The following is a 22,680-nucleotide window of genomic DNA, read 5'->3' on the forward strand; positions in this document are numbered from 1 at the left end:
TTCAGTCTGCGGATGATTACTACTAACTTCTTTCTTAAAATGAATAAAAAACGCGAACAATTGTCCTAATCAAATTTACACAGATTACTAAAGTATTTATACTACTTTTTCTTTTAAAAAGAGGGAAAATATCACACTATAAAAGCCTGGGAAAAATAACCACCTAAATTTCGACAAAAACTTCAAAAAGTAGTTTGACATTCATCTTAATAACCCCTATATTAATAGAATGCAAAAAACTAAACTATCTGAATCTTTTCAAAAAATAGTTTAATTGGAGGTCATCTTATGGAACAACGTCAGCAATGGGGGTCGCGCTATGGCTTTATCATGGCGGCTGTAGGCTCAGCAGTTGGTTTAGGAAATATTTGGAGGTTTCCAGCAGTTGCTTATGAGAATGGGGGAGGAGCATTTTTCTTACCTTATTTATTTGCGATCTTAACAGCAGGTATCCCAATATTAATATTAGAATTCACTATCGGACAAAAATTTCGTGGTTCCGCACCACTTTCTCTATTCCGTTTAAATAAAAAAGCAGAGTGGCTTGGCTGGTGGCAGTTGTTAATTGCCTTTGTCATCTGTACTTATTATTCTGTCATTGTCGCATGGGCTATTAAGTTCACTATTTATTCATTTGGGACCCAATGGGGTTCAAATCCGGAAAGTTTCTTTTTCAATGATGTTTTAAAGAGAGCAGATACAGCTGGAACGATTGGCGGGTTAGTTCCTGGTATTGTCATTCCAGTACTTTTTGTATGGGTTGTAGCGTTATTTGTATTGTATCGTGGAGTTTCTAAAGGCATTGAAAAATTAAATAGGATATTCCTTCCTGTTCTTATTGTGATGTTTTTGGTAATCGTTATTCGTGCCTTAACATTAGATGGAGCTGCCCAAGGCTTGAATGCTTTCTTTAAGCCAAACTGGGATATGATTTTGGACGGAAAAGTTTGGATTGCTGCATATGGGCAAATTTTCTTTTCTTTATCGATTGGTTTTGCCATCATGATTACTTATTCTAGCTATCTACCAAAAAAATCAGATATCAATAATAATGCGTTTATTACAGCATTTGCAAATTCTGGATTCGAATTATTAGCAGGGATCGGTGTTTTTGCTGCTCTTGGATTTATGGCTAACCAACAAGGTGTGGAGGTCCAAGATGTAGTCAGCAGTGGAATTGGACTAGCATTTGTGGTTTTCCCAAGCATCATCAATGAATTTCCTAGTATGAACGGATTATTTGGGGTATTATTTTTCCTTTCTCTTGTTTTTGCCGGTTTGACATCCATGATATCAATCGTGGAAACCTTCATAGCAGGTGTGCAAGAGAAATTTAATGTATCAAGAACAAAAGCAGTATTAACAAGTGGAATTGCTGCAACAGTTATCTCCCTGCTTTTCGCAACAAATGGTGGTTTATATTTACTGGATGTAGTGGACTACTTTATTAATAACTTTGGGATTGTTACGGCAGGATTTGTAGAAGTAATCTTAATTGCATGGTTCTTTAGAGGGTTAAACGGATTACAGTCACATACGAATGCTATTTCTGACTTGCGTATTGGTGCATGGTGGAAGTTCTGTTTAAGTGTTATAACACCCATTGTTCTAGGCTATATGATGTTTGATAATATTCGCCAAAACTTAAGAGAAAATTACGGAGGATATCCAACAGAATTGATTCTGACTGCCGGTGTACTTGTTGTTGTGCTGAGCATTATTATTGGAGTTCTTCTATCTAGAAAAAAATGGAATGCGAATATAGCTCTAGAAAGAAATAAGGAGGTTGCTTGATATGTCAGCTAGTGCAATCACTATGATGATAGTGGGTATGATCATCCTCTGGGGTGGTTTAGCAGCCAGCATTTTTAACGTCGTAAGAGTATCCAAAAAGGCTAAATAATGATAAAAGGATTGGTCTATCATAGTGGCCAATCCTTTTTAAATAAAGCAACAGAAAAGCTGGTTGGTAAGAAGGGTATATCAATTAGAAATCCAAGCTTGTTTTCGCTGCTCTAGCCTTTGATAAATCAGTGCAACCATCATTGCTGGCAGACTGCAAGCTAGCATACCAAGAAAGGCATATCTTGGTTCTATTTCGTATAAAAAGCCTCCAAGCATGGTGAATACGGCAGTGCTCCAGCTCAGAGCGAGAGCTGAGTATATGCCTTGTGCTTTTGGGATTTGTGCCTGTGGAATATTGTTGATCAAATATTTCATAAAGGCGTAATGTCCCATCGCAAATGAAAAGGCGTGTAAAGTTTGCGTTAGGCAGAAAACAATGACATTAGGAAACGCAAAAATGATTATCCATCGCAGAGAAGAACCAGCTGCTGCTATTGCCAATAACGTACCGACAGAGAATCTACTAAAGTGTTTATCTGCTATGGAAAAAAAGATGATTTCTGCAATGACGGCTATGTTAATGATTACTCCAATGAGATAAATAGGTGCATGTATATCCTGAAGAAAAATATAGCCATAATTATAGTAAGCAGCATGGGCTGCTTGAAGCAAAATGACAATAATAAGTACTAAAATAAAATGCTTGATGCGAAATAGTTGAGACAAACCTATTTTTTCTGTTGGCTTAATTTGTGGCTTTTTCGCTAAAATAGCAGGTGCATTCATAAAACTAAGACCTACGAAGCCAATAATCCCTAGTAAGAGCGCCCAAAAAATGATCTCATCCCCAAACTTTCCGGTGAAAATAGTTAATATGACTCCTACTGAAACAAACCCAATAGATCCCCATTGGCGGCTTCTCCCATAGTGTTTTAATTGTTTATTCTGCACAAGGACACTCGCGGCGCTATCTAAAGCTGGCATTAAAGTTGGATAAAATAGATGTAAAATAACCGTTACGAGTAATAGACCGGAAAAAGAGTCTGTTAGCATATAACCACAAATAGAGACAAATGTGCCGACTCCCATGATATTTAATAACGATTTACTACTAAATTTCTCCGACAAATAAGGAAAGGCAAATAATGTTGACAGCCCTCTAGCGATTAAGCCAAGACTCATAATGAAGCTGGCTTGTGAGACGGAGATTCCTTTTGTATAAATTAACCAGCCAGACCAATAAGGCAGGAATATTCCCCAAGTCATAAAAAAACTAAAAAAACGTGTACTCATCCATCGTTGTGTATTCATTCTTATCCTCCTCATTCATTAGCATGGTATCATAGAAGTAAAGATAAATAATAGGAGATATCTCTTATTTATGGAGGCAGAAGATGCAAATTTACAAAGAAGATAAAAAGCAGCAATTTTTAACAAGGAATTCAATTGCTGATCTATTTTCTTTCCAAGTAGAAGAGTATATAGAAATTCATGAATACCAGCTGGATGAATGGATTATAAAAGAAGGAATGAGACCGGATTATTTATTTTTTGTAATGGAAGGAAAAGCGAAAATATATGTAACACATCAAAATGGAAAGGTATCTTTAATAAATTTCATTAATGCAAATGATTATATTGGTGAAATGGAATTACTGCATGATGTGTATTATACAAAGGGCATACAAGCATCTACTAAAGTTATTTGTTTTGCTCTTCCATTTTATTATTACCGAACAAAATTGTTGGAGGATGCTAAGTTTTTGCGTGAGCTTACAAGGTTTTTAAGTGAAAAGGCAACAGTAATGGCAGCTAAGTATTCGCAAACTCTCGCTTTTCCCCTTGAAAATAGACTTGCAGATTTTATCTTGCAAACGGCAGACAATGGAATTTATAAAGAGAAACATGTGATTGTTTGTGATTATTTAGGGGTATCTTATCGCCATTTATTATACATGCTTACAAAATTTTGTGAAAAACAATATTTACAAAAGGACGGAAGAAATTATCAAATAAAAGAATATCAGTCTTTAAGGAAACTTGCAGAGGCGTTAAAGAATAAATAATCCACAGGAAAAATTTTTTTAACGAGACCGGGTGAAATTAAATAAGGAAAAAACTAGAAAGGAAAAACGTGTTGACGAATCTTGCCAAAATACGGTACTATTAAAATTAATTGAATAAGACCTCACTTTTTTACAGTGAGGTAGAGGCGCGATATTTAACAGTCTTTAGTGGAGTTTGAGAAGCTATGATGCTAAGGAGAAGGAAATGTCGCCGAAGTTTGTAATATTTCTCCGTATTACATGCTGGGTCTGTAGTTAAGAGCTGCAGGACTGTCTCAATAAACGCCTAGTTTATTGAGTTGTGCTATCTCATTTGGGATAAAGAGAGGACTTTAGGGCTATTGCATATACTACGACCTGAGTTGATCTCAGGTCGTTTTTTTGTTTTAGTAGATTGAAAGAAAAATAGGAGGAGAGACAACATGAGAAACAAATTATTAATGATGATGGTTTTAATGGTCTCAGCCATTCTTTTATTGGCAGGCTGTGGAACAAGCGATAAGTCAGCTTCTGGATCATCAGATGACAATACATTTAGAGTAGGACTGGAAGCGGGATATGCTCCTTTTAACTGGACACAAAACAATGATTCCAATGGAGCTGTTAAAATCAAAGGCTCTTCAGAATATGCTAGTGGATATGATGTGGAAATTGCTAAAAAAGTGGCTGAAGGTCTTGGAAAAGAATTAGTCATTGTGAAAACAGAATGGGACGGACTAGTACCAGCGTTAGTTTCAGGGAAAATAGATGCTATTATTGCAGGGATGTCACCAACTGCAGACCGTAAAGAAACTGTTGACTTTTCAGATAGCTATTATAAATCAAATTTAGTAATGGTAGTAAAAAAAGGCAGCAAGTATGAAAAGGCTACTTCTATTCAGGATTTTAAAGGTGCTAAAGTTACAGCACAGCTAAATACCTTTCACTATTCTGTCATTGACCAAATTGAAGGGGTAGAAAAAAAGACAGCTATGGATAACTTCCCAGCCATGAGGGTTGCTTTAGAGTCTGGTGTTATTGATGGCTACGTATCAGAACGTCCTGAAGCAGTTAGTGCGTCAACTGCAAATGATAAATTTGCAATGGTTGAATTTAAGGAAGGATTTAAAACATCAGAAGAAGACACATCCATTGCTGTAGGGCTGCAAAAGGATAGTGATTTAACAGAGAAGATTAATAAAATCTTAGCAGATATCCCAGAGAAAGAACGTACAAGCTTGATGGATAATGCAATCAAAAATCAACCAGCAGCAGAATAAAAAAGAACAAAACCGGCTGTATATCTTAATACAGGCGGTTTTATACAGTAAGTGAGGAGAAAAAATGAGTCTTGAGTGGATCATTAAAATAATTTCAGAAAACTGGCCGATGTTTCTTCGTGGTGCTGGGTTAACACTTATCATTGCCTTGATAGGGACCATTATTGGAGCTGCTATTGGATTGATTGCGGGGGTTATCCGCACTATTCCAACACCGGAACGCGGCATAAAAAAGTTTATTTTAAAAGTAATTAATATCATCCTGTCTATCTATATTGAATTCTTCCGTGGAACACCAATGATTGTTCAAGCAATGGTTATTTATTATGGTTCTGCGCTAGCATTTGGTATAGACATGAATGTTTTTGCTGCAGCAATCATTGTAGTCTCCATTAATACAGGTGCCTATATGGCAGAAATCGTTCGAGGGGGGATTATTTCTGTTGATAAAGGGCAGTTTGAAGCAGCACATGCGATTGGAATGAATCATGTGCAGACAATGTGGAACGTTGTATTGCCACAGGTCATCCGTAATATTTTACCTGCAACTGGTAACCAATTTGTTATTAATATTAAGGATACATCTGTATTAAATGTTATCTCTGTTACCGAATTATATTTTGTAACAAAATCAATTTCTGGAAATAACTTTAAGTATTTTGAATCATTCTTTGTAGCTTGTCTAATTTACTTTGTAATGACCTTTATTGTTACGAGAATATTGTTATATATGGAGAGAAAGTTAGAAGGGTCCGATAGCTACACTGTTATCGGAACAGATGCACAACCATTAAGGGGTAAACTAAAATAAGGAAGAAGGTGAATAAGATTGGACAACAAAATTATTGATATCAAGCATTTGAATAAATCGTATGGGAAACATGAAGTATTAAGAGATATTGATTTTTCTGTTAATAAAGGAGAAGTAGTTTCGATCATCGGTTCCTCTGGTTCTGGTAAATCAACGCTTCTTCGGTGTATAAATCTATTAGAAAAGCCAAGTGGCGGGGAGATACTCTACCATGGCGAAAATATACTGGATGAGAAACATGATGTTGCGGTCTACCGAAAAAATTTAGGAATGGTATTTCAGCAATTTAACTTATTTAACAATCATAACGTACTGAACAATTGTGTAGTAGGACAAATAAAAGTTTTAAAACGCTCCAAGGAAGAGGCCGAAAAAGTAGCAATGCATTACTTAAATGTTGTGGGAATGGACAAGTATATTAATGCAAAGCCAAAACAATTATCAGGCGGTCAAAAGCAGCGTGTGGCAATCGCAAGAGCCTTATCCATGAATCCTGATGTGATGCTATTTGATGAACCTACATCAGCTCTTGATCCAGAAATGGTAGGAGAAGTATTAAAGGTTATGAAAGAGCTCGCACATTCTGGCCTAACGATGATAGTGGTAACACATGAAATGGAGTTTGCAAAGGAAGTGTCAGACAGGGTTATCTTTATGGACAAGGGCGTTATTGCGGAAGAAGGAAGTCCGGAACAAATCTTCCACCATCCTTCACAAGAACGTACGAAGGAATTCCTAAAGCGCACCATTGTACAACCACAAGTTAGCTTATAATACTTGCATGGAAAGACTTGTTAAAGTGGGGTCTCTTTTGTAAGTCATCTGTAAAAGAATCGGATGCAATCAGTATAATTTTCTAATGTCTTCTATGATGAGAAATGGGTTCCGATGATTTAAAGAGAAAAATGGTGATTTCTAGCATGACAGCAGCAGTGACAAGGTGGAGTAGATAGCATAACTAGATAAAGAGAAGTCATACAAAGGGCTTCTCTTTTTTAGGTCCATTTATAAATAAAATTATAGTTTTGATGTTATTTTTATATAATAATTTAATGGTGGTTTTTCACTTTGTATGAGTCATTTGACCTATTTAATAAATAGTTAATTATGAATAGTATTTATAATAAAATGGCTTTTTAAATTATACTAATATATATTAATGAGTCTATTTACCTATTGATAAAATGGTACAATAGTTATAAAAATACAATATCATACAAACAAGGAGATACCTCATTATGCCCTTATTAGGAAAGAAAAAGGAAGAATTATATTTTTCCTCTTTAGGAACCGTACAAGTTGATTTTAACTTGCCCAAAGAATTGCAAACCCAAATTGAAATGATTGGATTAACAGAGCTAGATGTGAAGCGATTATTTGTTTTGCAGCCAATTATAGAAAGAGAAGCACAGCAACTAGTAGATTCATTTTATGAAACGATTAGGAAAGAACCTTCCTTGATTTCGATTATTAATACCTATAGTAATGTTGAAAAACTTGGAAAGACGTTATACCACCATATCACAGAAATATTTTCCGGCAAGGTAAATGAAGCATACGTCATACAAAGAAAAAGAATTTCCCATGTCCATGTCAAAATCGGATTAGGAACAAAGTGGTATGTTAATGCCTTTCAACAGCTGCTGAATACAATTATAGAAGTTTTCTACAAAGAAATTCAAAATAAAGCGGAATTATTTGAAGCTGTTAGTTCTCTCCAAAAAATCTTTAGTCTAGAACAACAACTGGTATTAGAATCCTATGAATTAAGGGAAGAGTCTCTTCGTAAAGTAAAGGAAGCAGAAAAAGAAAAAATACAGGGAACGATGAGAGAAACAGCTCATGAGTTATCAGCAATTTCGGAAGAAACAAGTGCCTCATTAAAAGAGCTCATCAGCCAATTTGAAAAAATCCAAATACTCACTAAAGATGGCGGACAAGCCATTCAAATAGTAGAAGAATTGTCCGAAGACGGGAAAATCAGAATGGGTCAAGAAAAAGAGTCTGCGAGCTCGATAAAAAATCAGATTTTTGTTCTGCAAGACGAAATCAGCAAAATGAGTATGGTTAGTCAAAGGATTGATAGTGTAGTAGATGTAGTAACTTCTATTGCCAATCAGATCAACCTTCTGGCTTTAAATGCATCGATTGAATCAGCTCGTGCAGGAGAACACGGCAAAGGATTTGCTGTTGTAGCAGGAGAAATTAGAAAATTATCGAGTTTGACTAAACAATCTACGGAAGAAATTGGTTCCTTAGTGAAGGATATTTCTCAACAAGTTAAACAAGTACATGCTTCGGTTACCGATTTTAATCAGGGTATCGTAGAAAACCAAAAAATCACGGAAGAAACAATCGAATTTTTTAATCAAATTGTCCAGGCAGTTCAACAATCAAAAGAAAAAACAGAAATAATATTTGCCGAGATAAAAAACAGTGATTTAATTGTAAATCAACTTTATGAAGCAACAAATGAAATAACCTATTCAGCTGAAATGTTAGTTAACTAAATAAAGCTATTCCTAAAGAATAGAAAATTTATTGATGAAAGTCAGTATTTTTATTGAGTCTATTAGAGAGACCATTAAAATATCCCTTTGTAAATTCCCTGAAATGTTAGTTCTATTTTGATAGATATCTATTTTTGGATCAAGCTATTCCAATTGTCCTAAGGCATTTGAATTCTGTAATATGAATCCTGTGGGGAAGCTGGTCTGATTGATAAAAGTAATGTAATTTCCGCAACAAACACAATGCTTAATTCTTGCTTGGCCAGATCCCCTATAATAATTGCAACATCGCCCTTTAAAGCAATATGAGGTGTAAATCCCGCTTCATAACAAAGCCGATCTGTTAAATTAGGGAAGCTGTAATTAGTATACATATACTAAATCATTTTGCTTCTTCTAATCTAAATGTAATCTGATCGAAACAGGGTGTCCGGAGTAGAATAATAGGATAACCTTTTTTTTTAATTAGGAGGTCCCAAAATAAATTTAAATTGCCCAGTTTTTATGTCAGAGTTTATCCCTCTTCTATAGCAAAAGGATAGTCAATCATGAAATTTTTCTGTAAATATGCTTTTGGTTATCTTCCGAGAACTAAACAAGGCAATAAGAAAGGCAATAAAACAAGTTCCTGCTAAAAATAGAAATGCTGATTGCATGGATAAAGTCTCATAAATGCTGCCGCCGACTATAGGAAAAGTGGTCATGCCTATAGCATAGACTGCTTGAAAGAAACCCATGGCAGTTGAACGTTTTTGCATAGGAATAGTAAGCATTGCTTCAGAAGTAAGAAGAGAAAATAATACACCTGTCCCCAACCCAGGAATTAGCTGTAAAAGGCAAATAAGAACAATAGAATTTGATAGAGGAACTAATAAACAGTATATTCCTAAAAATAAAAAGCTCAAACAAATCCACTGCTTTTTTGAGAGTAGTTCAAGAAATTTAGTGGAGGCAAGCTTGGCGAATAAGACAGCAGAGAGCATATAAATGATAGAGGAAAAACCAATAATTATATTGGTTGCTCCAAGTTCTTGAATGACTTGATTTGTAAAAGACATCGTTGTGGTCATCTGTACCCCTTGCTGTACTAAAGCTAAACAAGAATAAAGAATTAAGTTTCTATCTTTTAACCCCTGCATTAGTTCACCTACACTTATTTTAGGATGACTGGCAGGTTTTGATGCTTGAAGAAATAAAGAGAGCAAACAAGCTATAAGACCAGCTGCAAAACTAAAAAAGCAAATTACTGCCATGCCGACCAAATCATACAAGAAAGTACTGGTGACAAAGCCAAAAAGCATACCAGCGTTATTAGCCATGATAATTTTACTGGTGGCACGAGTTTGGTCATTCTTCGTAAAAAAACTCATATATAAGATCATAAAGGATATCCAGGTTGCACTTGCTGTGCCTGATAAAATATTTGCTAGGAGAAAACCTATATCCTCAGGTAATAATATTCGAAATAAGGAAGCTGTACCAGCAAATAGTGATCCTAAAATAATAAAAATCTTATGATTGCTGCTTAAGTCTGCAAGAATGCCTACTGGCAACCGAAGTAAAAGTTGTGAAATGCCGTATGCACCAATGATAGCACCAATTAAATTACTAGAAATATTTGCTAGAAATAGATATGTAGTTTGATAGGGGATATATACATATTGGGCGAACCAAAAAAACACCACAATCCATAAAATTAGCGATGTTTGCCTATCTTGAGTCGTGTTCATTTTGAAAGCTCCTTTCATTTTTATTATGTTTAGAGAGTTTCATTAGCTGATTATTGTAAAAATGTTCTTCATATAACCAGTCTTTAGCTATTTTTAAGTTGTTAGAAAACGGTAACAATAGGCCGAATATTAACTTATTTTAACGATTGAATTCTCTAATGCAGTATAATATCCTAAGATAGAAATTTGCACAAGTATAATTTTTTTTAGAGTTACACTTATGTAAAGGAAAATTAAAAAACACTTGCAGTGAAAATGAAAGCGTGTTAAATTATAACCAAAGCTTAATAACGGAATACAATTTGACGTGTTACTGATAATGCAGGCAAGATCAAATGTACACCGAATAACCAAGGGGAATTTATGTTTCTCCATGGATTATTTTGTGTGCGTTTGATCTTTTTTTGTGTCAATTTGTATTTCCTATCCGTTGGCCAGCGGACCAATTCAAACGAAGGAGTAAAAAGTATGAATTATCAGCAGGTTGCAAAAGACATTTTATATAATGTCGGAGGGAAAGAAAACGTATCTGGATTAACTCATTGCTACACTCGTTTACGCTTCAACTTACATGACACCAAAAAAGCTAATAAAGAAAATCTCGAAATGATGGATGAGATAATCTCTGTTGTGGAAAGTGGAGGTCAATACCAAGTTGTTATTGGAAATAAAGTCTCAGAAGTACATGATCGAATAATGGAGGAGCTAGGGGAATTAAGAAAAACAGAAAGCCCAAAAGAAGCAAAAGATACTATTGGGAACAGAATTTTAAACACAGTAACAGCAATATTTACACCAATTATTCCTGCGATTGCTGCATCAGGGATGCTAAAAGGGATTCTGGCTCTCGCAGTAATGATCGCCAACTCCTATTGGGGCGTTGATATCAAGGGGTATAATACTTATATTATTTTAAATGCAGCATCAAATGCACTGTTTTATTTCTTCCCAATTATTATTGGTTATGCTGCGGCAAAAGTGTTTAAGACAAACGAACTAATTGCTATGGTCTTGGCTGCAACATTGTGTTATCCAGACATTGTTACGTTAATGACAGGAGAAGCAACTGTTACTTTATTCGGAATTGGCGTTACACAAGCTAATTACACATCGACTGTTATTCCGATTATTATTGCTGTATTTATTATGGCTTATGTTCAACGCTTTTTTGAACGTATTACACCAGAAGTTTTAAAGATTATTATGGTTCCTACATTCACATTATTAGTGATGGTGCCGGCAACATTAATTGTTTTTGGACCGATTGGAATTTATCTAGGGGACTTTATAAACTGGCTCTATTACATCATTATGGATATTAGTCCAACGCTGTTAGGTGCCTTTATTGGTGGAATATGGTGTGTTCTTGTTATCTTTGGGGCTCATAAAGCAATTTTACCAATTGGTATTAACGATGTCGCTCAAACTGGCCAGCAGAATCTTTTGGCCTTTGCAGGAGCTGCTAATTTCTCGCAAGCAGGAGCAGCAGCAGGCGTTTTTTTAAAGACAAAGAATAAGAAATTAAAAACTTTAGCTGCTACATCAACAGTTACAGCCCTTTTTGGTATCACTGAACCTGCTATATATGGGGTTAACCTTAGATTAAAAAAACCAATGATTTATGCAGTCATTAGTGGAGCATTAGGTGGGGCTTTGATGGGATGGGGTGGATCCTACGGTACAGCATTTGCTAACCAAGGGATTTTAACAATACCCGTGTATATAGAAGCAGGAACGAAAGCGTTTTTATGTTATGTAATTGGAATTGGAATAGCATTTTTTGGAGCGGCAGCTATGACGATGTTGTTTGGATTTAAAGACATTCCTGTTGAGGAAGAAGAAGGTTCCCCAAAAAATAAAATTATTCCAAAACCAGTAAACACAGATTTAGAAGTAAATCTACCTTCACCAATTCAAGGTCATGTTATTCCTATATCTCAAGTAAAAGATGAAGTATTCTCTTCTGGGGCTTTAGGAGAAGGAATTGCAATTTACCCTGAGGTCGGGGAAGTCATTGCACCAATGGATTGTAAAGTATCGATTCTGTATCCAACGTTACATGCTATTGGGCTACAGTTTGAAAATGGGGTAGAGATGTTAATTCATATTGGATTAGATACTGTCGAACTAAAGGGAGAAGGATTTGAAGCGCATGTAAAGGTGGGCGATGTAATTAGCAAAGGAAGTAAGATAGTCTCTTTTGATATAAAAGCCATCGAAGCGAAAGGGTATGATCTTACCACACCAGTGATCATTACAAATTCTTCACAATTTCAAAGTATAGCATTTGTAGAAAATGAAAAAGCAACAACTCATGATGAGTTAATATTAATAAGTGCATAGGAGTGTCAAAAATGAAAAACAATTTTAAGAAAGACTTTTGGTGGGGAGCTTCCTCTTCGGCTTTCCAAATAGAAGGAGCATGGGATAAAGATGGTAAAGGAAAAACTGTAGCTGATCATAATGCCTTTCAAAAATCAGATGTACAAGCAGATACGAAAGTGGCAAGTGATTTCTATCGTAATTATAAAGAGGATATTCTCTTAATGAAGGAACTAGGATTAAAAACATATCGTTTCTCTATTTCATGGGCAAGAATTATACCAGATGGGGATGGAGAAGTGAATCAGAGGGGGATTGATTTTTATAATAAGGTCATAGATTTCTTATTGGAAAATGATATCATTCCATTTGTTACCCTGTACCATTTTGACCTGCCGTTCGCATTGGTTGAAAAGTACAATGGATGGGAAGATCGCAATTCCGTTTATGCCTTTGAGAGATACGCAAAGATTTGTTTTGAAGCATTTGGTGATCGAGTTAAGCATTGGCAGGTTCATAATGAACAAAACCTTATGAGTCGAGTTAATATTCGGATGAATATGTATAATGTGCCAAGTGATCAGATTGAGAAAACGAGGGCACAAATGGATTACCATATGTTCGTTGCCCATGCACTGGCAACAAATGCTTGCCATGCAATGCTTCCAGATGCAAAAATTGGTCCAGCTGTGTCTTCTACCATGACCTATCCTAGTTCTAATCGTCCCGAAGACGTTTGGGCGGCAAGAATGAATGATAACTTTAAAACAAACTATGCATTGGAAATGCACTGCTTTGGTGATTACCCAGGGTATTACAAAGAGTACTTGAAAAAGTGCGATATTTATCCAGAGACAAAGCCAGAAGATAAAGAGATTTTAAAGTCTGCAAAGCCAGATTTTATTGCATTGAACTACTATCGTACTTTAGTAGCGAGTTATCTTCCAGTTGATGAAAACCATCCATATGGAACGAAAGTAAATGATATTGATTTTGATTTATATGGATACTTTAAGATTGAAAAGAATCCTAATCTTGTAGTAACAGACTATGGTATTCAAGTCGACCCGTTAGGATTAAGACTTGTACTTAACGATTATTATGAAAAATATCGTCTACCAATGATTATTACAGAAAACGGATTAGGAACAGGTGATAAGTTAACAGAAGACGGAAAGGTACATGATGATTATCGCATTGAATACTTGAAGAATCATATTGCTGCTTGTAATGATGCCATTTCTGATGGTGTCGAGTTATTTGGTTACTGCCCGTGGTCCTTTATGGATTTGTTAAGCTCTCGTCAAGGGTTTATGAAACGTTACGGTTTAGTATATGTAGACAGAGATGATTTTGACCTCAAAGACCTGAGACGAATTAAGAAGGATAGCTTTTATTGGTATCAAAATGTAATTAAAAACAATGGATTAGACTAATCACTAAGGAATAGGAATGTAGCTATGCAGATCCTAAAAGTCATGAATAACTCTTTGATATTAGCAGTTAATGATTCTGGAAACGAATGTATTTTAATGGGAAAGGGAATAGGATATAAGAAATCTATTGGACATGATATACAAGAGTCAGAGGTAGAGAAAACGTTTATCTTAAAGGATAAAACAATTTTAAGAAATTTTATACAGCTGGCAAGTGAACTGGATGACATTTACTTTAACATTGTTAAAGAGATAATTGAGTATGCGCATAAAGAACATGAAATTGAAGTCATGGATTACTTGTATTTATCCCTGACTGACCATATTGCCTTTGTTACAAATCGTTTTCATGAGGGGCAAATTGGTGAAAAGTTTAACTATATTGAGGTTGTAAAATATCATCATAAGGAATATATGATTGGCAAGTATGCAGTAAACCTTATTAATCAAACGATGGGTATTGAGCTGCCTAAAAGTGAAGCTTCTGCAATAGGACTGCACTTTGTGAATGCACGTTTAAATTCGGAATCCTATAATAAGGAAGTCCAAATTGTAAAATTAATTGATCATATTGAAGCAATCGTGCAAAGGAAAGTGAATACTTATTTTGAAAAGGATAGTCTTTCCTACTCAAGATTTATTACTCATTTGAAGTTCTTTGCGGAGAGAATCATTAAAAAGGAAATTTTTGAAGACACAGATTCTGATATTTTATATGACCAATTGAGCAAGTCTATGGTGAAGGAGCATGAAGTTATTGAAAGTATTACAAGCTTTGTGAAGAAAAAATATGCCATAGACTTGACTAGGCAGGAGAAGATTTATTTAATTATTCATATTCATCGAATATTAAGTGGTAACCGGTAATTAGTAGAGCATGACAGAAGAATAATTATACAGATTCTGATTTGAAAATACACCGGTATAGGGTTATTGCCAGCAAAATAAACAGGCATTTTTTTTAATAGGGGATTTTCACCTGTGCATAGATAAACAACAATTTAACTGGCTGTATGTCACTGCTTTAATGAGTGAATAAGAAAGGTATTATGTCATAAAGTGTTGAATATAAGGATAACATCTCTTTTATACGAAAGTAGATTTAGCCGATGGCTTTTCGTAGAGAAAAGGATACTATTTTAATTATGGAGGCACTGAATGAAACAACTCTATATGAAGCAAAAGATTTTTAGCCTTAATGAAAAATTTACAGTCAAGGATCAACAGGAAAAAGATGTTTATTATGTGGAAGGAAGCTTTTTTAAAATCCCTAAAACCTTTTCCTTAAAGGATGCAAACAATAATGAAATTGCCCTAATTACCAAAAAGGTCTTTAGCTTTTTACCGAAGTTTTATATAGAAATCAATGGGGAAAATGTTTTAACGATTAACAAAGAGTTTTCTTTCTTTAAATCCCGCTATACCATTGATGCTGCTGGCATTGAAGTAAGTGGGAATTGGTGGGATATGGATTTTCGCGTTTTTCAGAATGGGGAAGAAGTCGGCAGGGTAAGCAAAGAGTGGTTTACCTGGGGCGATAGCTATAAAGTGCAAATACTGAAGGAAGAAATGGAAGCGATACTGATTGCTTTGGTTGTTGCAATTGATTGTGTAAAAGCAGACCAAGCTGCTACATCTTCTGCCTCTGTAGATTAATGAAAAGGGAAGCATAGGGGTGCTTCCTTCTTTTTGTTATAATAATATTTTTAAAGACAAATTAACCAGTGGAGGAATAAAATAATGAGCACCTTGCCTAATTGTCCAAAATGCGAATCTGAATATACATATGAAGATGGAACTTTTTTAGTTTGTCCGGAATGTGCACATGAGTGGACATTCAATAGTAATATGGAGGCAAATGATGATAGCAAAGTTATCAAAGATGCAAATGGAAATGTTTTGAATGATGGAGATACCGTTACGGTTATCAAGGATCTTAAAGTAAAAGGGAGTTCATCAGTTTTAAAACAAGGAACAAAGGTAAAAAGTATTCGCTTAGTAGACGGCGATCATGATATTGATTGTAAAATTGCGGGATTTGGAGCAATGAAATTAAAATCGGAATTTGTGAAGAAAGTATAGACTTTTAAGGCCAAGGCAGTCAAAAGACGGTTCTACTAGAGGGCAATTAATATTATTGCCCCCGGTAGAACCGTCTTTTTGCGCTTATTTCAAAAAAAGATACATTTAATATTGCCACTAAAAATAGATAGGTTTATTGATAATAGAGATCTATTTTCATTCACAAAAAGACTTCTGTCATTGCTTCGACCTATCTCTTTATTCCAGTTCATATTTAGTTCATATTTGTAATTTATTATCACTTTATAAGATGAATAGAGGAGGATTTACTTTGAATCAAGTGACTAATAATAAAAAGATTATAGATAGTAGAGAACTGGCTGTGGAAGCGGAAGGGCTGGTAAAGGTATTTGGTGATAACCGTGCTGTAGATGGAGTGGATTTACAGGTTCGCACAGGTTCTATTTATGGGGTGCTTGGTCCTAATGGGGCGGGAAAAACAACTACGATTAGAATGCTTGCAACATTGCTTAAGGCAGATGCAGGTTCTGCAAAGATTTTCGGCTACGATATAGGTAGGGAGCCGCAATTGGTACGCCAATTAATTGGTGTAACAGGTCAATATGCCTCTGTTGATGAGTCCCTAAGCGCGACAGAGAACTTAATTATTTTTTCTCGTTTATTAGGTTTAGGGCGGACAGAATCAAAACGTAAAGCAATGGAATTACTAGAAGAGTTTGGCTTAACAGAAGCAGCAAAACGTCCATTGAAAAATTTTTCAGGAGGAATGCGGAGACGACTAGATTTAGCTGCGAGCCTTATTGCACAGCCGCCACTTATTTTTTTAGACGAACCAACTACTGGACTTGATCCACGAACGCGTAATCAAATGTGGGAGACAATCAGAAAATTAGTAAAAGGGGGATCAACAGTACTACTGACAACACAGTACTTGCAAGAGGCAGATGAACTTGCAGATCGAGTTGCGGTCATCGATCATGGAAAAGTGGTCGCAGAAGGTACAGTGAATGAGTTGAAGGGATCTATTGGGACTTCCTCCTTACACTTAAGTATCCAAAACGAACAAAATATGCAGGATGCACGCCTGATTGTGGAACGTGTGCTTAACGTTCAATCAGCTGTATCAGCAGAAGGCGGAAAAATTACAGCGCCAATGGCTGATGCGGATAAAGTAACCGATTTGCTTATAACATTAAAGACAGCGGGCATTCCATTGGCTGAATTAAGTGTGCAAAAGCCAACATTAGATGAAGTATTTCTAGCTATTACTGGTTCTAATGCAAATGTAGATAAATCTAGTAAAGGGGAGGGATTAGTATGAGCAGTACTACATTAAAACCAACCAGAGAACAAAAAGTTTACAGAAACTCCACTTTTCGTCAAGCAGTGCGAAATTCATTAACAATGGCTTATAGAGGTTTGCTTAAGATAAAGCGTACACCTGAACAATTATCAGATGTTACCTTACAGCCGATTCTTTTTACTCTTATGTTTACGTATATTTTTGGCGGAGCTATTTCTGGCAATGTGCAAAACTATTTACCGGTTATTATTCCGGGAATTCTCGTTCAAACTGTTATTACAACATCAGTGGTAACAGGTGTCCAGCTCAGGGAGGACATGGATAAAGGCGTGTTTGACCGCTTTAAGTCTTTGCCGATTGCCAGAATTGCTCCTTTAGCAGGAGCATTGCTTGCTGATACTATTCGCTATACCATTGCCACAACTCTTACGTTTACGATGGGATATATTATGGGTTATCGACCAGATGGTGGTATAGGCTTTGTGATCTTGGCAGGAATTCTTGTTATTGTTTGTTCTTGGGCAATCAGTTGGATCTTTGCTTTCTTGGGTGTTATTTCACGAACTGCTTCGAGTGTACAAGGAATTTCTATGATTGTCTTGTTTCCATTAACATTTCTGTCCAATGCCTTTGTTCCAGCTGATACTATGCCTAATTTCCTTCAGTGGTTTGTAAAAATTAATCCTATCTCTCACTTAGTTACAGCAGTTAGGGATTTAACAAACGCGGGAACAATTGGCTTGGATTTCACTATCTCTCTTGTTGGAGCAGCCGTAATAGTAGCTATTTTTGCACCGATTACAGTACGGGCTTATATGAGACGCGCATAAGTTTTTGAAGGATTAAATGGTAGAATAAAGAGAATAATCTATGAAGTAGAACGGCTATGAAATTAGCGGTTCTCCTTATTTTTTTTAAAGGAATGATAATATGGCGAAAATACTAGTCGTAGATGATGATCCACATATTAGAGAATTAATCCGTGTCATTTTAATAAAGGAAGGCTTTTCTATTATGGAGGCAGAAGATGGAGAAGCCGCGATGTCTATACTCGAGCAAGCAAAAATAGATTTAATTATTCTTGATATTATGATGCCGAATATGGATGGCTGGACACTTTGCCGTGAAGTACGAACCTATTACCCAGAGACAATGCCAATCTTGATGTTGACAGCAAAAGGAGAAACAACACAAAAAGTGAGAGGGTTTGAACTTGGAGCGGACGATTACTTAGTAAAGCCCTTTGCTCCTGCTGAGTTAGTTGCTAGGGTGAAGGTACTTCTCAAGCGCTACCAAATTAATGTTTCCAATCAGATTGAGATAGGTAATGTCGTGATTAATCGAGACACCTATAAAATTTCTATTGGAGTTGATGAAATTACATTACCTTTAAAGGAATTTGAATTATTATTTAAGCTTGCAACCCATCAAAAGAAAACTTTTTCGCGAGAACAATTAATTGAAGATATATGGGGCTATGATTATGAGGGGGATGAGCGCACCGTTGATGTTCATATAAAACGTCTAAGGCAGCGATTTGCCCAAGAGGACTGTCCCTTTAAAATAACGACAGTTCGCGGTCTTGGTTATCGATTGGAGGTTAAATAGTGAAGTTCTCACAATGGATGAAAAGAATAGCGGGCATTTTTGCAATTATTATTTTTCTAATGGTATGCTGGTCCTTCTCCTATTGGTTAACAGCATGGTTTTATGAAGCAATCCAAGTATCTCCAAGCGAATTCATCAGACAATTAATTAATTCAATTGCCGGATTCTTTCTCTTTGGATGCATAATAGCAGTTATCTCAAAAATTCCGTGGATTAGATCCAAACAGGATAAACACTTATACCCAATCATTCAAGCAATCAAAATGATAGCAGAAGGAAATTTTAATATTGACCTTTCCTATTATAAAAATCAGTTTAGAGAAGGTGGCAATGATCATCCTTATTATCAAATAGTAACAAATATTAGTCATATGGCAGAAAAATTAGGAGAAATGGAGGAAATGCGTCAGGAATTTATCTCCAATGTGTCTCATGAAATTCAGTCTCCCTTAACCTCTATTAGTGGGTTTGCTCATGCTTTGAAAAATGATGATTTGAGTCCAAAAGAACGCAATCACTATTTGGACATCATTGAAATGGAAAGCATCCGCTTGTCCAAATTAAGTGAAAACCTATTAAAACTTACCTCTTTAGAATCAGAGCATTTACCTTTGGAGCAAAAAGAGTACCGATTAGATCGACAGCTTCGTCGAATTATTCTTGCCAATGAACCACAATGGACAGAAAAAGAAATAGATATGGATATCTCTCTTGCGCACATAACAATTATGGCAGATGAAGAAATGCTTGATCAAGTGTGGATTAACTTACTTCATAATAGTATAAAATTCACGCCAAAAGGAGGTACTATAACAGTCGAGGCATTTAAATCGGAGAATAAGGTTATTACTGTTAAAATAAGAGATACAGGAATTGGCATGGAACAGGATTCGCTCATGCATATATTTGAACGCTTTTATAAAGCAGATAAATCAAGAAATCGAAATATAGGAGGAAACGGCCTCGGTCTTTCTATTGTCAAAAAAATCATAGACTTGCATAAAGGCGAAATCCAAGTCAAAAGCCAAATAGGAAAAGGAACAGAGATAACAGTAAAAATAGGAAAGCAGAGGGACGGCTCTACGGAGATCAATTAGCCCGACCTCAGTAGAAACCCGTCCCTCATTTTTAAACAAGGAGCGATTAGAATGGTCAATAAGGTTTTCTTAAATGATTTTGCATTAACGGTTTCAAATTTTAAAGAGGAAAAGGTGAAAAGTAAAAAATCAGAGAAGCTGTTAACGGTAGTAAGCTTTGAGTTTAAAGTAAGAGGTGGGGAAGAATACCACGTAGTTACGAAGTTTTTATATGAGAATATATTCGATGTCAGCATTCCTGATAAGTCATTGGAATTTAGAGGGGAAATTAATCAGTATTCCACCTCCTATACCAATTTCTCTGATGAAGGCAGTACTAGTGATTTCTCTTTAAAATTAATGGAAGTGGAATAAATTTAGAAGGGGTTTGGCAAAACAGATCACCGTTAAGTGGATAGAGCGATCTGTTTTTTTTGCTTCTATAAACGGAAAGGGCGGTTATCTATATGAAATTAAGTATTTTAGATCAAGCACCTGTATTATCTGGGAAGAGCGCGCAGGAGGCACTTAAAGAATCGATGAAGCTTGCTCAATCTGGTGAAAAATTGGGATACACAAGATATTGGATTGCAGAACACCATGATTTCCCTGGTCTTGCTAGTTCTGCCCCAGAAGTGATGCTTGGGTATATCGGAGCCAATACAGAAAAGATAAGAATTGGGGCAGGAGCCATACTATTGCCACACTATAAACCATATAAAGTAGCAGAAACATTTAATATGCTTGCAACGTTATTTCCCGATCGGATTGATCTAGGAATAGGACGGGCACCTGGTGGATCGGCCGAAGCTTCGATAGCTCTTTCTGGGAATTTTTTAGAAAATGTCCGAAATATGCCTAACTCAATTAAAGATCTTCTCCATTTTTTATATAATAATTATCCAACAGATCAGATGTTTTCAAAAATAACAGCACATCCTCTTCCAGATATACCTCCTGTTCCATGGATCCTTGGAACCAGTGAAAAAAGTGCTATTCAAGCAGCAAGTTATGGGACTGCCTATGCATTTGGCCATTTTATGAGTGACAAAGATGGAATCGAGATTGTCAATACATACAGGAATGCATTTCGACAGAGCAGCGGTCTCCAAAAACCACAAGCTATCATAACTGTATCGGTTATCTGCGCTGAAACTTCCGAACTAGCAGAAGGGCTTGCTTTAAGCTGGTTCCTATCAAAAATCCAAACGGATAAAGGTGAAAAAAATAACCGCATTCCTACTATGGAAGAAGCAAGAAATTATTCGTTTACAAGCGATGAGAAAGAAAGAATACAAGAAATGCGCAAAAAGATGATGATTGGAAACCCAAAAGAAGTGAAACAACAATTGGCTGAGCTGCAAGCTGTCTACAGTGCTGATGAAATCATGATTGTAACCATCACTAATAGCTATGAGAGTCGAAGAAAGTCATATGAGCTAATTGCCAAGGAAGTTTGGTGAAAAAGTTTTTTAGATGAAAAGGAAAGGAGGTATTTAAGTGAAGTTAAGTGTACTTGATCAATCTGTAATAAGTAAGAATGGGAATGCAAGCATGACTCTCGCAAATACCATTAAATTGGCAAAACGAACAGAGGAGCTTGGCTACACTCGTTTTTGGGTTGCGGAGCATCATAACTCAAATGGCATCGCTGGTACCTCCCCAGAGATACTTATTTCCAGTATTGCCGCTCAGACAAACAGAATTCGTGTGGGATCAGGCGGTGTTTTACTGCCCCAATATAGTCCTTTTAAAATTGCAGAAGACTTTAAAGTGTTAGAAGCACTTTATCCGAATCGAATGGATTTAGGAGTGGGTCGTTCTCCAGGGGGGTCTACCCCAACCCGCTTGGCACTTACGGATGGGGTTAGAAAAAGCTTAAATGAATTTCCTCGCCAAGTAACAGCACTTCAAGAATTTCTCATAGGTTCTTCGCCTAATCACGAGGTTCAAGCTTATCCTTCTGTTGAAACGCAGCCGGAAATGTGGATGCTCGGTGTCTCACAGCGAGGAGCTAGATTAGCCGCTGAAAAGGGAACTGCTTTTACTTATGGCCACTTTATAAACCCCATTAGCGGAAGTATTGCCATGCAGCATTATAGAGAGAACTTCCAGCCGTCTAGTTTTCTTGCAAATCCGCAGGCAAATGTATGTGTATTTGTTGTTTGTGCACCTTCCCAAGAAGAAGCCGAAGAAATGGCATTAAGTCAAGATCTATGGCTGTTAGCAATCGAAAAAGGGCAAGATACTTTCCTTCTTTCAAAGGAAGAGGCGGAAAGTATAAGGCTTTCGGAAGAAGACAAAGCAATCATAAGAAAAAATCGCAAACGGGCCATCATTGGAACCCCGGGAAAAGTAAAAGAAGGACTGCTCCAATTAAGTAAAGTCTACCAAACCGATGAAATGATGATTATTACGAACATTTATGATTTTGAAGAAAAAATGCAATCCTATACACTGCTGGCAGAAGCAGTTCTTTGAAATTTTCATGTAAACACTTGATAAAATTAGCTATAATAATGAAAAAAGGGGGTGCTTACAGTTGGAGAATCATATACGATTGTCTGATACTACTTCCACTCATGCAAAGCCTATTATTGGAAAGGCGATACTTTGCATGGGGCGAAACAACTAATTTTATCGCTGACTAATATTTTGGCTTTGCACCTTA

The 22,680-nt window shown here is 36.1% G+C and carries 22 protein-coding genes and 1 riboswitch; of the genes, 19 read left to right on the top strand and 3 right to left on the bottom strand.

The features are described 5' to 3' along the window. The first annotated feature begins 288 nt into the window (after window positions 1–288). Entirely contained in the window at window positions 289–1,794 is a 1,506-nt protein-coding gene (locus NSQ89_RS23455; protein ID WP_341133348.1) for a sodium-dependent transporter, read from the top strand. Window position 1,795: 1 nt separating this feature from the next. Beyond that, entirely contained in the window at window positions 1,796–1,903 is a 108-nt protein-coding gene (locus NSQ89_RS23460) for a methionine/alanine import family NSS transporter small subunit (protein ID WP_123258587.1), read from the top strand. An 80-nt stretch (window positions 1,904–1,983) separates the two neighbouring features. Here the strand turns inward: NSQ89_RS23460 and NSQ89_RS23465 are convergent, their stop codons facing one another. Beyond that, on the bottom strand, window positions 1,984–3,156 hold the full coding sequence (locus tag NSQ89_RS23465) for an MFS transporter (RefSeq protein WP_341133349.1): 1,173 nt from the start codon (window positions 3,154–3,156) through the stop codon (window positions 1,984–1,986). Window positions 3,157–3,239: 83 nt separating this feature from the next. On the opposite strand from NSQ89_RS23465, the gene yeiL reads away from it, so the two are divergent. The 5 genes from yeiL to NSQ89_RS23490 all read left to right on the top strand — a co-directional run bounded on the left by yeiL (window position 3,240) and on the right by NSQ89_RS23490 (window position 8,491). Further along, window positions 3,240–3,911 carry a transcriptional regulator YeiL gene (yeiL, locus tag NSQ89_RS23470; protein WP_341133350.1) on the top strand — a complete coding sequence of 224 codons (672 nt, stop codon included), beginning with the start codon at window positions 3,240–3,242 and terminating at the stop codon, window positions 3,909–3,911. Between the two features lie 133 nt (window positions 3,912–4,044). Continuing rightward, a riboswitch (Lysine riboswitch) is annotated at window positions 4,045–4,226 on the top strand. A 107-nt stretch (window positions 4,227–4,333) separates the two neighbouring features. After that, entirely contained in the window at window positions 4,334–5,170 is an 837-nt protein-coding gene (locus NSQ89_RS23475) for a transporter substrate-binding domain-containing protein (protein WP_341133351.1), read from the top strand. A 64-nt stretch (window positions 5,171–5,234) separates the two neighbouring features. Beyond that, window positions 5,235–5,981 carry an amino acid ABC transporter permease gene (locus NSQ89_RS23480; RefSeq protein WP_341133352.1) on the top strand — a complete coding sequence of 249 codons (747 nt, stop codon included), beginning with the start codon at window positions 5,235–5,237 and terminating at the stop codon, window positions 5,979–5,981. Window positions 5,982–5,999: 18 nt separating this feature from the next. Beyond that, on the top strand, window positions 6,000–6,755 hold the full coding sequence (locus NSQ89_RS23485) for an amino acid ABC transporter ATP-binding protein (RefSeq protein WP_095329345.1): 756 nt from the start codon (window positions 6,000–6,002) through the stop codon (window positions 6,753–6,755). Window positions 6,756–7,219: 464 nt separating this feature from the next. Then, window positions 7,220–8,491: a globin-coupled sensor protein gene (locus NSQ89_RS23490; RefSeq protein ID WP_341133353.1), complete on the top strand. Its 1,272-nt coding sequence runs from the start codon at window positions 7,220–7,222 to the stop codon at window positions 8,489–8,491. 158 nt (window positions 8,492–8,649) lie between these two features. Here the strand turns inward: NSQ89_RS23490 and NSQ89_RS23495 are convergent, their stop codons facing one another. Then, entirely contained in the window at window positions 8,650–8,865 is a 216-nt protein-coding gene (locus tag NSQ89_RS23495) for a hypothetical protein (protein ID WP_341133354.1), read from the bottom strand. Between the two features lie 168 nt (window positions 8,866–9,033). Beyond that, window positions 9,034–10,221, bottom strand: coding sequence for an MFS transporter (locus NSQ89_RS23500; RefSeq protein ID WP_341133355.1), 1,188 nt, complete (start codon window positions 10,219–10,221; stop codon window positions 9,034–9,036). A 468-nt stretch (window positions 10,222–10,689) separates the two neighbouring features. Here NSQ89_RS23500 and NSQ89_RS23505 point away from each other — a divergent pair, with 468 nt between their 5' ends. The 12 genes from NSQ89_RS23505 to NSQ89_RS23560 all read left to right on the top strand — a co-directional run bounded on the left by NSQ89_RS23505 (window position 10,690) and on the right by NSQ89_RS23560 (window position 22,490). Further along, the gene (locus NSQ89_RS23505; protein WP_341133356.1) at window positions 10,690–12,564 is read left to right on the top strand and encodes a beta-glucoside-specific PTS transporter subunit IIABC; all 1,875 of its coding nucleotides are present in this window, start codon (window positions 10,690–10,692) and stop codon (window positions 12,562–12,564) included. 11 nt (window positions 12,565–12,575) lie between these two features. Next, window positions 12,576–13,979, top strand: coding sequence for a glycoside hydrolase family 1 protein (locus NSQ89_RS23510; RefSeq protein WP_341133357.1), 1,404 nt, complete (start codon window positions 12,576–12,578; stop codon window positions 13,977–13,979). 24 nt (window positions 13,980–14,003) lie between these two features. Further along, window positions 14,004–14,846, top strand: a complete 843-nt coding sequence (locus NSQ89_RS23515; protein WP_341133358.1) for a PRD domain-containing protein — start codon at window positions 14,004–14,006, stop codon at window positions 14,844–14,846. Window positions 14,847–15,137: 291 nt separating this feature from the next. After that, window positions 15,138–15,635 carry an LURP-one-related/scramblase family protein gene (locus NSQ89_RS23520; protein ID WP_144580540.1) on the top strand — a complete coding sequence of 166 codons (498 nt, stop codon included), beginning with the start codon at window positions 15,138–15,140 and terminating at the stop codon, window positions 15,633–15,635. Window positions 15,636–15,719: 84 nt separating this feature from the next. Further along, the gene (locus NSQ89_RS23525; protein WP_047940971.1) at window positions 15,720–16,061 is read left to right on the top strand and encodes a zinc ribbon domain-containing protein YjdM; all 342 of its coding nucleotides are present in this window, start codon (window positions 15,720–15,722) and stop codon (window positions 16,059–16,061) included. 271 nt (window positions 16,062–16,332) lie between these two features. Beyond that, window positions 16,333–17,343, top strand: coding sequence for an ATP-binding cassette domain-containing protein (locus NSQ89_RS23530; RefSeq protein WP_341133359.1), 1,011 nt, complete (start codon window positions 16,333–16,335; stop codon window positions 17,341–17,343). Then, the gene (locus tag NSQ89_RS23535; RefSeq protein WP_047940970.1) at window positions 17,340–18,155 is read left to right on the top strand and encodes an ABC transporter permease; all 816 of its coding nucleotides are present in this window, start codon (window positions 17,340–17,342) and stop codon (window positions 18,153–18,155) included. Before NSQ89_RS23530 ends, NSQ89_RS23535 begins: the two co-directional genes overlap by 4 nt. A 100-nt stretch (window positions 18,156–18,255) precedes the next feature. Further along, the gene (locus NSQ89_RS23540) at window positions 18,256–18,933 is read left to right on the top strand and encodes a response regulator transcription factor (protein ID WP_341133360.1); all 678 of its coding nucleotides are present in this window, start codon (window positions 18,256–18,258) and stop codon (window positions 18,931–18,933) included. Further along, window positions 18,933–20,030, top strand: a complete 1,098-nt coding sequence (locus NSQ89_RS23545) for a sensor histidine kinase (protein WP_341133361.1) — start codon at window positions 18,933–18,935, stop codon at window positions 20,028–20,030. Before NSQ89_RS23540 ends, NSQ89_RS23545 begins: the two co-directional genes overlap by 1 nt. Window positions 20,031–20,081: 51 nt before the next feature. Then, entirely contained in the window at window positions 20,082–20,384 is a 303-nt protein-coding gene (locus NSQ89_RS23550; protein ID WP_095258312.1) for a DUF3219 family protein, read from the top strand. A 92-nt stretch (window positions 20,385–20,476) separates the two neighbouring features. Further along, window positions 20,477–21,472 carry an LLM class flavin-dependent oxidoreductase gene (locus tag NSQ89_RS23555; protein WP_341133362.1) on the top strand — a complete coding sequence of 332 codons (996 nt, stop codon included), beginning with the start codon at window positions 20,477–20,479 and terminating at the stop codon, window positions 21,470–21,472. A gap of 37 nt (window positions 21,473–21,509) precedes the next feature. Further along, on the top strand, window positions 21,510–22,490 hold the full coding sequence (locus NSQ89_RS23560; RefSeq protein WP_341133363.1) for an LLM class flavin-dependent oxidoreductase: 981 nt from the start codon (window positions 21,510–21,512) through the stop codon (window positions 22,488–22,490). Window positions 22,491–22,680: the final 190 nt, after the last annotated feature.

This window comes from Niallia sp. FSL R7-0648 (assembly GCF_038007005.1).
In the GTDB taxonomy this organism is placed as follows: Bacteria; Bacillota; Bacilli; order Bacillales; family Cytobacillaceae; genus Niallia; species Niallia circulans.